The following is a 13632-nucleotide window of genomic DNA, read 5'->3' as shown; positions in this document are numbered from 1 at the left end:
ACTCAAAAGGTTCCTGCTAAAGCCGCCACACAGCGCTCACACAATTCTGGATGCTCGGCAGCTTCTCCCACACGAATGGAATGGTTCCAGCAGCGCACACATTTTCTGCCCTCGGCAGGCTGAACGGAAATCTCCAATCCCTCAGTCGATTTGGCCAATTCTACCTGTGAGGCAATCAAAAGGTAACGCAACTCCGAAGCATGGTCGTCCAGGATCGGATAAAGAGCGGGATCCCCTACCCTTAGGGTCACTTTGGCTTCGGTGGAAGCCCCGATCACCTTCTCGGTGCGGGCTTGCTCGAGGGCTTTGTTGACCTCCTGTCGCACAGAGCGCAACTGCTCCCAAGTGGCAGACAACTGCGGATCCGACCAAGTCTCGGGCAAGCTCATCCAGCCTGCTTCAAACACCGATGGGGTGGTTTTGGTATAAGGAAGGTGCATCCAAATTTCCTCCGCCATATGGGAGAGCACCGGGGCAATCGCTTTGGCAATGTTTTCTAGCAACAGGGCCAACACCGTTTGACATTGCCGTCGCCGCCGACTGTGGGCGTGGCTAATGTAGAGGCGATCTTTGCTGATATCCAGATAAAAGTTGGAGAGATCCACCACACAAAAGTTCTGAATGGCCTGGAAAAAGTGATAGAATTGGTAGCTTTCGAAAGACTCAGTCATTTCGGATCCCACCTCTTTCATGCGATGGAGAATGTAGCGATCCAAGTCCGATAGATCAGCAAATGGAACGGCATCTTGGGCAGGATCAAAGTCGTAGAGGTTACTCAGCAAAAAGCGGGCTGTATTGCGGATCTTGCGATACACATCCGCCATCTGGCCAAGGATGGTTTTACCCAGCGGCACATCGCCAGAATAGTCTACACTAGAAACCCAAAGTCGCAGTACGTCAGCTCCATAGGCGGGATCCGTTTGCAAATTTTTTCCGCCGTTAATCAGCAGCATCGGGTCGATAACATTGCCTAAGGATTTGCTCATTTTCTGGCCTTTTTCATCCAGCACAAACCCGTGGGTTAACACCGACTTATAAGGGGCGTGGCCATTCACCGCCACGGACGTAAGCAAGCTGGATTGAAACCAACCCCGGTGTTGATCGGATCCTTCCAAGTACATATCCACGGGATAACCCAGTCCCTGCGCTTTGGCTACCGCCGCCCAAGAAGAACCGGAGTCAAACCAGACATCCATGGTGTCCATACCTTTGCGGTAGATACGGCCATTGTGGCGGTACTTTTCCGGCAGCAATGCTTCTACCGAGTAAGTCCACCAGGCATCGGATCCCTCTTGGGCAAAGATGGTTTTGATGTGGTCAAGCGTTTCGGCTGTGAGTAAGGGATCCCCGGTTTCTTCGTCGTAAAACACCGGGATTGGTACCCCCCAAGCCCGTTGCCGGGAAATACACCAATCGGAACGCTCTGCAACCATCGGGGTAATGCGATTTTCGCCGATGGCCGGGATCCATTTCACTTCTTTGATCGCCTTCAGGGCTAGATCCCGGAATCCAGCAACGGAGGCAAACCACTGCTCGGTGGCCCGGAAAATCGTCGGCTCTTTGGTGCGCCAATCGTAGGGATATTTGTGGTTGTAGGGTTCTTCTTTGAGGAGGGCGCCAGCTGCCTGTAAAGCCTTAATCACTGCCGCGTTGCCACTGGTTTCGGGCTTTTTGGAGAGTACATCCAGCCCAACAAAATCGGCTCCGGCCTCAGCCGTAAATTTCCCCTGATCATCCACAGGACTAAGGATGGGCAGGCTATATTTCTGCCCGGTTTTGAAGTCATCTTCTCCGTGGCCTGGGGCGGTATGGACAATGCCGGTTCCTGATTCGGTGGTGACGTATTCTCCCAAAACACAAAGACTGCTGCGGTCGTAGAGGGGGTGCTGCCCTTGCGAGTGTTCTAGGGCGGATCCCGGGAGAGTCGCTTTTACCTCTAGTGAGGTTTCTAAGACTTTTTCCAGTCGTTCCCGCAAATCGGCAGCAATCAGTAGATCTCCAAATTTTGCGGATCCCACCACGGCATAGGTGAGTTTGGGGTTGAAGCAGAGGGCCAAATTGGCTGGGATCGTCCAGGGGGTAGTGGTCCAAATGGCCACCCGCAAACCCGGCAAATAGGGATCCAATACCCCTTGGGCGGCTGGGCTGAGGCTTGTGAGGGGAAAGGCCACATAGATGCTGGGGGAACTGTGGTTGTCGGGATATTCCAGCTCTGCTTCGGCCAAGGCCGTCTGGGAACTGGGGCTCCAATGGACGGGCTTGAGGCCGCGGTAGATATATCCCTTCAGAGCCATTTGCCCAAATACCTCGATCTGGGCGGCTTCATATTCCGGCTTCAAGGTCATGTAGGGATGATCCCAGTCTCCCCACACCCCCAGGCGTTTGAAGCTGGCGCGCTGGGTATCAATGTAGCCTAGGGCATAGGCTTTGGCCTTTTGCCGCAGTTGCAAAGGGGTGAGGCTTTCCCGTTCTTGGGCGGGCAGGCTTTGCAGCACCTTCAGTTCAATCGGCAGGCCATGGCAATCCCAGCCGGGCACGTAACGTACCTTGCGCCCTCTCAGGATCTGGTACTTGTTGACAATATCCTTGAGAATCTTGTTCAGGGTGGTGCCCATATGAATGTCGCCATTGGCGTAGGGCGGCCCATCGTGCAGCACAAAGGGATCCCCGCCGTTGTTCTCGGATAAGCGCTGGTAAATTTGCTGCTCCTGCCAAAACGCTTGGATGGCGGGTTCTTTCTTGGCGGCCTCTGCCCGCATGGAAAACTGAGTTTGGGGCAGGTTGAGGGTGCTTTTGTAATCCACGGCGATTTAAGCAAGTTAAGTAAAGGTTCTTTCCCTAAGAAGCGACTATGCTCGGCAAGCCACATCAGGGACATCACTCTATCCTACGCTGTCTCAGCAAAATGCCCTCTCCGTAGGGATTTATGCTAGCCTCAGTGTGTCGTCTAGTAAGGGAGGTTCCTGCCCATGCCAGATAGTAGTAGTTGTAAGGGTCATCAAGTTGGAGTCAGCCGGCTGTGCGCCGGGGCTGTTCTCTGACGATCTGAACTCAGATCCTTCAGCCTGCTGAAGAGTCTTCACGTTCTCGCTCGCTTGGGGTTCCTCCCGGCAGTCAGGTTCCAGTTGAAGGCCCGCTAGACCGCTCTTCTCTACTGCCAGTGATTCCGTTTGGCGTGGGGGAGAGCGGATAGTTTTAATGCTTGCATAGCCAGGCTCACAGACCTCAGGTAAGCTTTTTGCGGAAGGAAGACCTCTCCCTACAGGCTTTTCGCCCACGCATTCCGTCCCCGTTGTTTCTGGAGCCAGAGAGCCGCCGCAAACGCCGACACCACCATGGGTAGGCCAGCCCAATTCACCGCCTGCCACCCCCAACGGTTCAACAAGTCACCCGACAATATCGTTGAGGCCGCTACAGCGCCAAACATGAAAAAGTCATGGGCTGCCTGGGTTTTGGCCCGTTCTGCCGGCGTATAGGCTTCCGTGAGCAGCGTTGTGGAGCCCACAAACAAAAAGTTCCAGCCAATACCCAACAGCAATAGGGCGCTCCAATAGTGCATTAGACTGATGCCCAAGAGATTGATCGTGATGCAGATCAGGTTCAGGATCCCACCCGTGAGAATGATATTCAGCAGGCCAAACCGAGCGATCAGTGCCCCCGTAATGAAAGAGGGGGCAAACATGCCCAACACATGCCACTGGATGACAAAGGCGGCCTGCTGAAACGGAAAAGCATGCTCCACCATGGCCAAGGGGGTTGAGGTCATGATCAACACCATTACCCCATAGCCGAGCATACTGCCCAACACCGCCACAATGAACACCGGCTGCCTCATGATGGTCAATAACGGACGGCCCTGCTCCACCTGTTCGGTTTTTTGCCAAGGGGGTAAGGGCACACTGGCCAGCAACGGCAGGGAAATGGCCTGCAGTAGGATGATCGTCACCAGGCAACCGGCGAAGGTAGCTTCCACAAACCAATCCTTCGTCCAAGTGGCCAGTTGAGGTCCCAATATCGCCGCCACTACGCCTCCCGCCACCACCAGTGAGATGGCCATACTGCGAAAGGACTCGCTAGCCAGCTCCGCAGCCGCAAAGCGGTAGTAGCCGACAAAGCCATTGAAACAGCCCAGCAGCATCATGGCCAGACAAAACCCGACAAAGCTGCCTGCGAAAATGGCATAGGCTCCCAATCCAGCCCCGAGCATGCCAATCCCAATGCCAGTGGCAAAGCCCACCTTACGCCCCATACGAGCCATCCACAGTGAAGCTGGGATCGTGGTGAACAGGGTGGCCAAGTGCAGCAGCGCCAGAGGGAGGGTGGCCCAGCTTTTGTCGGTTAACAGGTCAGCCCCGATCAAAGCTGCTACTGTAAACAGGACGGAATTGCCCGTCATCGCCAAAGCCTGACAGCCGGCAAGTTTGAGCACCGATGTTTTGCAGTTCTGCAAAGGCAGATTCGTTTCGGTCAAGGATCCGCTCTCGGAAGGGGACATGGATATCGTTTGAGGGGGTGAAGGTTGGCTAAACAGGCTGTGGGCTGGAGAGTTGGGCATTCAAGAAGGTGAGCAGGCGATCCCAGGCTAGGGTTGCGGCTGCTGCATCGTACACTTCTGGGCGAGTGGCATTCATAAAGGCGTGCTGGGCCTCATACCGATAGAGGGTGAAGGGAACCTGCCCCTGCCGTAGCCGTTCTTCCAACTGCCCGACGAGAGTGGGATTACACCAGTCGTCTTGAGTGGCGAAGTGAGCTTGCAATGAGATGGAAATCTGGCTGGGCTCCACCTGATCTAGGGGCGGAATGCCATAGAAACACACGGCTGCCTCAAACCCCGTCAAGGTACTGGCCGCAGCTAAGGTCAGAGCACCCCCCAGGCAAAACCCGATCACGGCCACCTTCGGCACAGAAGTCTTTAGGTACTGGATGGCCCCAGCAATATCCTGGCACCACATCTTCACGGTTGAGGGATCCCATCAATTGCTGAGCCAATTTGCCCCGGTACAGATCCGGTACCAACGCCCGGTAGCCTGCTTCCGCCAGCCGATCCGCCACCGTCCGAATTTGTGGATTGAGGCCCCACCATTCCTGCAACACCACCACACCACCCAAAGGGGATTCGCTGGGTAAGGACTCCGTCTCACTGTCGTGATCAGCTAGGTAGGCAGGTACAGCAGCCCCATCAGGACGGGAGAAGGAGATCATGCCAGTTATAAGCATCTAAAGTGTGCAAGAAAAAAGTCAGTCTCAGTTCAGTATCGCTCCTTGCGTGGGCCGGACGAATTCCATTTTTGACAAAGCCCGTTTGGACAAGACCCAAGGCTGGGGCTCAAACCAGCTCCAGATGGATCTCCGCTTTCAGCCGCTGCGGCAAGGAAATTTTGAACACATCCCCTTGATTCATTTCGTGGGCCCCTTTCATGCTGGCCAAGGCTTCCACCACTTCGTCGGAGTTGGCCGTTAGCACTACCACCGGGCGCTCACAGGCGATGGGGAAATCGTGCCAGGTGCCCAGGTGCAGGAGCAGCCCATGGCCGGCCGGAAAGCGCAAGGCTTGTACTTTGTCCAGATCGGGAGCTTCGCTGGGGTGGTTGGGGGGAGCCATCACCATGATGAACGGCTCCTGGCCCAGCGCGATGAACAATTGTGTCATGCGCATGTGGCGCTCCAACCAGAGCACGGGTGGGTAACCGGGCAGGATCTTGGCGGTGCGGATGACAGCTTTGCCGGTGTACTCAAAGTCGATGTTCTGCCCTTCCAGAACACGCCCCTGATAAAACGGGATCCCCAAGCCGGGCTTGGCCACATCATCCCCTAACAGTTGGCCGAAGGGTTGCACATTGTCCGGGGTGGCATCCACAATCGGTACCCGGACAACGGCGGGGGCAGTTTGGGTCGTGCTCATGATTGGATCTCTATGGGTCTTTGAGACTAACTTTTCACTGTAAGGGAGCAATGCAGAAGAAACCGTTTTCCTCGTAACGTTTTGTGACCCAGTTTTGAGGGCCTCAAGGGGCAACCCACTGCTCGATGATGGAGCAAATCTGTTGAGCTGCAGTACCATCCCCAAAGGGGTTTTGGGCTTGGGCCATGCGGGCATAGGCTTGGGGATCCGAGAGCAATTCCCGGGCGGCACTGAGGATCCCAGCGGTACCCGTACCGACAAGGCGGGCGGTGCCAGCGGCGATTGCTTCTGGGCGTTCGGTGGTTTGCCGCAATACCAGCACCGGCTTACCCAGGGCTGGGGCTTCTTCTTGAATGCCACCGGAATCGCTCAGGATAAGGGTACAGCGCTGCATGGCCGCCACCCAAAGGTGATACTCCAACGGCTCAGTTAGGAAAACTCGCCCATGGGATCCCAGCAAAGCCTGTAAGGGATCCCGAACCACCGGGTTGCGGTGCAAAGGCAGTAGCAGAGCAGTATCGGGAAATTCCTCCAAAAGTTGCAGCAGCGCTTTGCCAATCGCGACTAAGGGATCCCCCCAATTTTCCCGCCGATGCAACGTGACCAACAGGACACGGTATTGCTGCCAATCCAGGCCAGGGATCGGGCAAGGGATCCCTTGGGCAGCCACCTGCAGTAGGGCATCGATGACGGTGTTGCCGGTGCAATAGAGGGATCCCACCACATCACTTCGCTTTAAGTTTTCTAGAGCCTGGGGGGTAGGGGCAAAATGCAGGCTGGCCAACTGGGAGATCAGGCGGCGATTGGCTTCTTCTGGGAAGGGATTGTAGAGATCGTCGGTGCGCAGGCCCGCTTCCACATGCCCTACCGGGATCCGTTGGTAAAAAGCGGCCAGGGTGGCGGCAAAGGCGGTGGTAGTGTCCCCCTGTACCAGGATCAGATCCGGCTGACTGGCCTTGAAATAGGGTTCCAAACCGCGTAGGGTGGCTTCGGTAATATCCGTCAGGCTTTGGCGCGGGCGCATAATCGCCAGATCCCGATCCGGCTGTAGGCCGAACAGCTGCATCACTTGATCCACCATTTCCCGGTGTTGCCCAGTCAAGATCACTTCAGTGCGCAGGTGGGGACTGGCTTGCAGAGCACGGATTACCGGGGCCAGCTTAATCGCTTCCGGGCGAGTGCCCAGGATCACCGAAACGAGGGGAAGAGCGGTCATGGATTCCATCAGCCTGCAAGAGGCTGAGCGAACAGAGAGTCGGGGAGTAGGGCAGTGGGAAAACTCTCCTTAACTTGGGTCATACACGAACTTGGGTCATACACGCAGAAGCAATGATTGCAGAGTTGGGCTGGGAATCCTGCCTGAGCCAGACCATATGCAAGACCCTATGAGCAAGGTCAAGGTTGGGGTAGAGCAGCAGATACGGGCAACGATCCAGGATGAGAGGGCGGTCGGTTTTGGGGCAGAACAAACCAGAAGGTGGTCAGGCCCGCCTGGCTGGTTACGTCGATCTTACCCCCCAGTTGTTCCACCAATTTTTTTACCAAGGCTAACCCCAGCCCGGTTCCCCCCCGTTTCCAGGGATCCCCGCCCGGTACCCGGTAAAACTTGTCAAACAGATGTGGCAGTTGGTTGACAGGGATCTGAGTAGGATTAGAGATCTCAAAGCGAATGTACGTTTCCTCTGGACGACCCGTAGGCTCAACAAGCTGTGAAGTCATCGACAGGCGAATCTCTCCCCCTGGAGCGGTGTACTTGCAGGCGTTGTTGATCAGCTCCCCCAGAATGCGCGAGAGACGTTGGGTGTCCGTCCAAAGTTGGGGCTCAGCAGCCTCTAGAGCCGGATCCCATTCCACCTGTAGAGTTTGCCGATAATGGGCGATACGGGCCTCGAACGAGCGCAATTGAGCCGGCAGCCAACAAGCCAAATCCACCGGTTCTGAAAGGGGTAGATCCACCCCGGCTTCCAGCCGTTGCAGATCTAGCAAATCGTTAATCAGATCGATCTCGCGGCTACATTCGGTTTCTAAAATATCCAGATAGCGCTGTCGCCGCTCCTCATCCTGGGTTTTGCGGATCATGTAGAGGGACATCTTGATATTGGACATGGGGGTGCGCAACTCGTGGGAGATCGTATTCAGAAAGTCATCCTTGAGTTGATGCAACGACTGCAACTGCTCTACTTGGCTCTGCAAAGCTCTGTATAAGTGTGCTTGCCGCAGTCCGATCGCACATTGAGTGGCCACCTGCTGCACCAGCCGGATCTCGGGCTCGCTAAACTCTTTGTTGATGGGTTTGAACAGCCACAGATCCCCAAAAATCGCCAGCTCGGGGGAAGCGCCATCGGAAACCGTGAAGCGATTGGGCTGTGTTTGCTCACCGAGTTGCAGAGATTTCGGGCTACTTAAGCGGTCGAAGATAGGACAGGCCAGACACAAGAGCGGTTCTTTGAGATCCCGGACTTGGGTGGGGGGAAGTTGACACAGTAAAACCAGATCCCCAGCCAAGAGGCGCCTGTACAGGCCACTTTGGGCTTCGATCGGCACGGTAGGTTTCAAGTTGGGGGGCAAATCGGCTTCAGATTCACAGACGATCCGACTCACCCCCATCTTCAGGTCGTAGAGGCTGGCATCGCAGCCCAGCACCTCCAGCCGGGTGGCCAACTCCTGTACTACTGTCTGTAATATTTGGTCTTCTTCCAGGCTGTCGCGAACTTTGTCGGTGATATGTTTGAGAGTGGCTTCGTAGTTGAGGGCCTGGCGCAGCTGGGCCGTTTGCTGTTGCACCTGTTGTTCTAGGGCGGCGTTGAGGTGTTGCGGGCTCAGGGATCCTCTGGTTCGGCCCTGCTTATCCAATTCATTTGGAGAAGGCTGCCAGCGACTGAGCACCTGTTGATCGACCAAGATCAGCAGCCAAGTCGAAGATCCGAGGCTGATCCCCAATAGCACCAGATAGAACCAGACCCACTCTTCGTAGAGGTTTACACTGTAAGTTCTGACTTCTGGGGCCGTGATCCGCACCGATTCCGCCCGAAAAGGGGATCCCCAATGCAGCAACAATCCGGTCAGGCTTACAACTCCGCAAAAGAGGGAGGATCCCATGAGCCAGAGAATTTTTTGGCGGAGCTTCATGCAGAGCAATGGGCTTGGAATCGCGTGACAACGTGAAGAATAAGTGAAAACGCAATAGGTACAGAAGGCTCAAGCTGCCCCTAATATACCCGCATTAGGCCAGAAAACCCTCTACTCTACCCTACAAGTTCACCTCTACTCTACATACAAAGGAAGCATGAAGAGATCTGGAGTCTACAGGCTTACATCGCTCACAGATCCTTTTGCTTCAGCAGTCCCGTCAACTTATGTTGAAGATTATGTTGACGGCCATAGGTACTTTACACCTGAGCATGGCAGACTCGCCGAGTGGCCCTTTGGTTAAGCATCTAGCCCGGGTATAGGTCAGCTAGTCCACCGATTCATCCTAACTATAGGCCGGGGCTTTGTTGAGCTTAGATCTTGCTGGAACACTGGAGTTAAATGTTATACTTTACCCCCAGATCCGACTCAAGGAGGGGGTATGTCGAGCTGGCTCAGTCGAACGGTTGGCGGGATATTGGCGGGTATGCTGGCTTGGGTCGGGATCCCATCCATCAGTTTGGCGCAAGCGATCGAGGACGCAGGGGATTTGGTTCTCACCTACGAAGCAACCGAAGATGCGGAACTGGAGGCGGTGCGCCTGATCCTGGAAAGTAATGGCACCTTTGATGAGCTGATCGCCGGCTTGAATGAGGAGTTTGCCTTCCCTCAAGATATCCAGGTGGTTTTTACTGAGTGTGGCACGGTCAACGCTTTTTACGACCCAGAGGCCGTGCAGATCTCGATGTGCTACGAGCTAATCGCCTACTATGCAGCCCTTTTTGCGGATGAGAACACATCCCCGGAAGACCTGGAAGCCCATGTGATCAACTCCGGCCTGTTTACCTTTTTCCACGAGCTAGGCCATGCCTTGGTGGATCAGTACGAGCTGCCGATCACCGGGCGGGAAGAGGATGTGGTGGATGAGTTTGCCGTCTTGTCTTTGCTGGAATACGGCTTGGAAGGAGAATGGGCTGCTATTGTTGGTATGGCTCAATTTGCCTTTGATGCTGCTCAAGAGGCGGAAATGGAGAACCTAACCTACTGGGGAGAACACGCCCTCAGCGCCCAGCGGTTTTACAGCATGGCCTGTCTGATCTACGGCAGCAACCCAGACCAATTTGCCGATTTGGTCGGAGAGGACGGGTTGCCGGAAGAACGCGCCGACCAGTGCCCCTATGAATACGAGCAAAAGTACAACAGCTGGACGGTACTACTGGATCCTTATTTCAAGTGAAGGGTAAAGGGATCCCCTAGCCCAAGCCCTCAACCCAGCCAGATGGGGATCCCTTCCTTCAGACCCAGATTGGCTATCGGAGGTAAAACCAATGGAGCCTAATTCCCTAAATCCAGCCCATCTCATCTAGGACGAGGGCAAATACCGTCGCGCAACTGGCTACCAACAAAGACACGTGAGCCGGCTGACCATGGGCAATGCAGACAGCAGCTGCTACTGAAGCCCCTACAGCAGCAGAAAAGGTGCGGCCAGCCCAGTTGCCTTTAGAAGGTTTGTCGGAGGGGTTGAATTTGTTAAACATTTTTAAGCAAGAAATGACGTTACAAAAAGGGATGAATCCATTAGGAAACCGCCTCAGACTACCACCCTCCGCTAGGTGGCAAGGCCATTCTCAATATTTCTTCGCTTAGGCTTCAATCTTTCGTAAAATTGCGCTGAGATGCTCGTAATCATCCCGCAATAGCGAACTCAGGTGGCGCCCGGCTCGTAACAGCCAGTCCCGATCCCGGTTCAAGATCCGGTAGCTCTGGCGGATCACGGCCGCCACCAACTCATCGGCAGGGATCCCGTTCACCTGCAGCAGGGTGCGCAAAAACTCGAAAGAGCGGCAAAACTCCGCCACCTCTGCCTCAGAACAGCGGTAAACCGGCTGGTGAATTTGGGGAGGCCGCGGCGGTAGGTACTGATAGACGCGCCCTTCGCTAACAAACCCGACGATGGCCGAGCGGAAGTCGGTACGCAACATGGCAAAAATTTGCGGTTGTTGTTCCCGTAGCTCTTGGGCAGACAGCCCCAGGGCTCTGGCGCGGTGCACTGTATCAATGGGGGTAATGGCCGCATGACAAACTACCCCGTAGACAAGGTTGCCGGTCTCTTCATCTTGGGAGCGTGTCCAACTGCCAAGGGCCGGCATGGCAGGGAAGGTCAACCGTTCCGGCTCAAAGCATTGGGCCACAAAGGTTGTTGTACTCGCCTCCACCACTTCTCCAAGAGCAGAACGGGGCTGGAAAGAAAGAGGAGTGGAGGTGGCTCGCATGTTTTGAGTGGGTGCTCAGGTGGAAGAATGAAAAAGCAACCGCCCCGCAGGTCAGTGGATAGATATGACCATCGGCAGATGCTTAAGCTTAAGAATTATGAAGCAAGGGCCAATCGACTTGCCTGATATTTTGCCACTTTTACGAAGTTTTTCTTTCACTTTCTGAAAAAATCCAGTATTTCTGCAAAGCAATTCAGCGGTTTTTGGGGCCTGGAGCCTGCAATTGCTAAGAAAGTTAGCCGCCGTTGCGTGCTAGTGCGTAATATATTTTTTCACACGCTCTTGAAGACATTCGCCATCCTAAATATAGGTAGTCGGCGAGTGGAGGGAGCGCAAATGAACGCCCAGCAACGTGGTCAAATCATCGCTTCTGAGTGGATGATCGACAGTCAAAATCCAGTACACTCCATTTCTCGGCTCAAGCGGCGAGCTACCTATTCTGATGTGACCCTGTGGTGGTTGGTGGTGCAGTTGAATCTGATGGAACAAAGCTCCATGCGTTCAGAGCACCACTGAAGTCCCTGCCAAACTTGGGCTTGAAGGGATCCCTCTCACCCAAAATCTCGGTCTCTAAAGCAATCCTTAAAACGGGAGAAGAGCTGAAATCTGAGCCTGAAGGCGACTCAAACCACAGCTCTCCTGCTGAGAAAGTAAAGGATTGTACCTATCGAATCTCTTAATCTTCCAAGGGGAGAGCCGCCACCTGAGCCGGTTGAATCGGGAAGGGGAAAAACGGTTGCTGCACAATTTCGGTGGGCAATACGCTGCGCACCTGTGAAGCCACCGCCACTGCCGTCACATCGTAGGTTTGGGTAGCCAGCCGTGGGTAAAGGCCAATACCGATGATTGGCAAAAGCAAACAGAGGGCAACAGCCATTTCCCGTGGGCGCACATCGCCAAGGTAGCTTTCCACCACCAAGCCCGGATCTTGAGCCCCGTAGAACACCTGCCGCAGCATGGAGAGCAAATAAATCGGGGTAAGGATGATCCCGACCGCCGCTAGCAGGGCGATCCCAGCTTTGAAAGCGGGCGTGTAGGCATCGCTGGTGGTCAGGCCCAAGAACACCGTCAGCTCACCAACAAAGCCACTCATCCCGGGCAGGGCCAAAGAGGCCAGGGATCCCGCTGTAAACAGGGCGAAGGCTTTCGGCATCTGCTTGGCCAGGCCCCCCAATTTATCCAGGAAAAGGGTGTGGGTACGCTCGTAGGTAATCCCCGTCAGGAAAAATAGGGCCGCCGCAATCAAGCCATGGGAGATCATCTGCAACAGCGCCCCATTGATGCCCAGCTCCGTGAAAGCTGAGATGCCGATTAACACGAAGCCCATGTGCGCGATGGAAGAGTAGGCCAAGCGCCGCTTTAGGTGACTTTGCCCAAAGGCGGCCAGCGCCCCATAGATGATGTTCACCACCCCCAACACTGCCAGCACCGGGGCAAAATACACATGCGCTTCCGACAACATGCCCACATTCATACGAATCAGGCCATAGCCCCCCATCTTGAGTAGTACCCCAGCCAGGATCATGGAAATTGGAGCAGAAGCTTCACTGTGGGCATCCGGCAGCCAAGTATGCATTGGGAAGATCGGCAGCTTCACCCCGAAAGCGATGAGCAAACCGGCATACACGAACAATTCCAAGGCAATCGGATAAGACTTGGTGCTTAGCTCGGCCATATCCAAGCTGAAGCCCTCCCCGTAGAAGGCCATCGCCAGGGATCCCACCAAAATAAAGATAGAGGCAGCCGCCGTGTAGAGGATGAACTTAGTGGCCGCATATTGCCGTTTCGGCCCGCCCCAAATAGAGATGAGCAGATAAACTGGCACCAGCTCGATCTCCCACATCAAGAAGAAAAGGAGCATATCCTGCGCCAGAAACACCCCCACCTGGGCGCTATACATCAACAGCAGCAGAAAGAAAAACAGGCGTGGCTTATTGGTCACATTCCAAGCGGCCACAACCGAGAGGGTGGTGATCAACCCCGACAGCAGCACCAAAGGCAAAGAAAGCCCATCCACCGCCAGCGACCAGTCGAAGCCGATTTGAGGCACCCAGGCGTAGCGCTCCGCCAACTGCAAAGAGAAATTCTGGAGATCGTAGTGCCGCCCAAAGGCGTAGATCATCAGGCCCAAATCCAGAACCCCCACGGCGAGGGCATACCAACGAACCCAACGACTCTGGGGGATCAACGGGATCCCAAAGGCTGCTAGCAGCGGCAAGAGCACTAGCGTCGTTAGCCACGGAAACTCAAGGGGATTGCTCATGACCAGGAATAAATACTTATGCTCAGCATCCTGATTATATGAAGCTCTGTAAATAAATGGAAAGC

General features: G+C 54.9%; 12 protein-coding genes. 2 read left to right on the top strand and 10 right to left on the bottom strand.

The annotated features are described in order from the left end of the window. Positions 1–2: 2 nt before the first annotated feature. The 7 genes from ileS to L1047_RS00600 all read right to left on the bottom strand — a co-directional run bounded on the left by ileS (position 3) and on the right by L1047_RS00600 (position 9031). The gene (ileS, locus tag L1047_RS00625) at positions 3–2759 is read right to left on the bottom strand and encodes an isoleucine--tRNA ligase (RefSeq protein WP_235278820.1); all 2757 of its coding nucleotides are present in this window, start codon (positions 2757–2759) and stop codon (positions 3–5) included. Positions 2760–3259: 500 nt separating this feature from the next. Next, positions 3260–4471 carry an MFS transporter gene (locus L1047_RS00620; protein ID WP_235276655.1) on the bottom strand — a complete coding sequence of 404 codons (1212 nt, stop codon included), beginning with the start codon at positions 4469–4471 and terminating at the stop codon, positions 3260–3262. Between the two features lie 52 nt (positions 4472–4523). Then, on the bottom strand, positions 4524–4904 hold the full coding sequence (locus L1047_RS16475) for a dienelactone hydrolase family protein (protein ID WP_328286013.1): 381 nt from the start codon (positions 4902–4904) through the stop codon (positions 4524–4526). Next, positions 4825–5202 (bottom strand): dienelactone hydrolase family protein, encoded by a 378-nt coding sequence (locus tag L1047_RS16470; protein ID WP_268836065.1) that lies wholly within the window; start codon positions 5200–5202, stop codon positions 4825–4827. Before L1047_RS16470 ends, L1047_RS16475 begins: the two co-directional genes overlap by 80 nt. A 124-nt stretch (positions 5203–5326) precedes the next feature. Further along, on the bottom strand, positions 5327–5902 hold the full coding sequence (locus L1047_RS00610; RefSeq protein WP_235276654.1) for an ureidoglycolate lyase: 576 nt from the start codon (positions 5900–5902) through the stop codon (positions 5327–5329). Positions 5903–6005: 103 nt separating this feature from the next. Then, a complete protein-coding gene (gene wecB, locus L1047_RS00605) occupies positions 6006–7118 on the bottom strand; it encodes a non-hydrolyzing UDP-N-acetylglucosamine 2-epimerase (protein ID WP_235276652.1) in 1113 nt (370 codons plus the stop codon). A 179-nt stretch (positions 7119–7297) separates the two neighbouring features. Beyond that, on the bottom strand, positions 7298–9031 hold the full coding sequence (locus L1047_RS00600; RefSeq protein ID WP_235276651.1) for a GAF domain-containing sensor histidine kinase: 1734 nt from the start codon (positions 9029–9031) through the stop codon (positions 7298–7300). A 442-nt stretch (positions 9032–9473) separates the two neighbouring features. Between L1047_RS00600 and L1047_RS00595 the strand changes: the two genes are divergently transcribed. Beyond that, a complete protein-coding gene (locus L1047_RS00595; protein ID WP_235276650.1) occupies positions 9474–10268 on the top strand; it encodes a DUF4344 domain-containing metallopeptidase in 795 nt (264 codons plus the stop codon). A gap of 106 nt (positions 10269–10374) precedes the next feature. Here the strand turns inward: L1047_RS00595 and L1047_RS00590 are convergent, their stop codons facing one another. Then, a complete protein-coding gene (locus L1047_RS00590) occupies positions 10375–10569 on the bottom strand; it encodes a hypothetical protein (protein WP_235276649.1) in 195 nt (64 codons plus the stop codon). A gap of 105 nt (positions 10570–10674) precedes the next feature. Continuing rightward, entirely contained in the window at positions 10675–11304 is a 630-nt protein-coding gene (locus L1047_RS00585) for a hypothetical protein (RefSeq protein WP_235276648.1), read from the bottom strand. Positions 11305–11640: 336 nt separating this feature from the next. Between L1047_RS00585 and L1047_RS00580 the strand changes: the two genes are divergently transcribed. Continuing rightward, complete coding sequence (locus L1047_RS00580; RefSeq protein ID WP_235276647.1) at positions 11641–11820, top strand: hypothetical protein; 180 nt, start codon at positions 11641–11643, stop codon at positions 11818–11820. Between the two features lie 160 nt (positions 11821–11980). On the opposite strand, the gene L1047_RS00575 is transcribed toward L1047_RS00580, so the two are convergent. Then, entirely contained in the window at positions 11981–13567 is a 1587-nt protein-coding gene (locus tag L1047_RS00575) for an NAD(P)H-quinone oxidoreductase subunit 4 (RefSeq protein WP_235276646.1), read from the bottom strand. Positions 13568–13632 lie beyond the last annotated feature (65 nt).

It is taken from the genome of Synechococcus sp. Nb3U1 (assembly GCF_021533835.1).
Taxonomy (GTDB): Bacteria; Cyanobacteriota; Cyanobacteriia; order Thermostichales; family Thermostichaceae; genus Thermostichus.
This window is presented reverse-complemented; position numbering and strand designations above follow the sequence as displayed.

Excerpts from the sequence above, each read along its gene's own strand:
- L1047_RS00595 (WP_235276650.1), top strand. The coding sequence starts at position 9,474 with ATGTCGAGCTGGCTCAGTCGAACGGTTGGCGGGATATTGGCGGGTATG.
- L1047_RS00575 (WP_235276646.1), bottom strand. The coding sequence starts at position 13,567 with ATGAGCAATCCCCTTGAGTTTCCGTGGCTAACGACGCTAGTGCTCTTG.
- L1047_RS16470 (WP_268836065.1), bottom strand. The coding sequence starts at position 5,202 with ATGATCTCCTTCTCCCGTCCTGATGGGGCTGCTGTACCTGCCTACCTA.
- L1047_RS00590 (WP_235276649.1), bottom strand. The coding sequence starts at position 10,569 with ATGTTTAACAAATTCAACCCCTCCGACAAACCTTCTAAAGGCAACTGG.
- L1047_RS00610 (WP_235276654.1), bottom strand. The coding sequence starts at position 5,902 with ATGAGCACGACCCAAACTGCCCCCGCCGTTGTCCGGGTACCGATTGTG.
- L1047_RS00580 (WP_235276647.1), top strand. The coding sequence starts at position 11,641 with ATGAACGCCCAGCAACGTGGTCAAATCATCGCTTCTGAGTGGATGATC.
- L1047_RS00585 (WP_235276648.1), bottom strand. The coding sequence starts at position 11,304 with ATGCGAGCCACCTCCACTCCTCTTTCTTTCCAGCCCCGTTCTGCTCTT.
- L1047_RS00600 (WP_235276651.1), bottom strand. The coding sequence starts at position 9,031 with ATGAAGCTCCGCCAAAAAATTCTCTGGCTCATGGGATCCTCCCTCTTT.
- wecB (WP_235276652.1), bottom strand. The coding sequence starts at position 7,118 with ATGACCGCTCTTCCCCTCGTTTCGGTGATCCTGGGCACTCGCCCGGAA.
- ileS (WP_235278820.1), bottom strand. The coding sequence starts at position 2,759 with ATGCGGGCAGAGGCCGCCAAGAAAGAACCCGCCATCCAAGCGTTTTGG.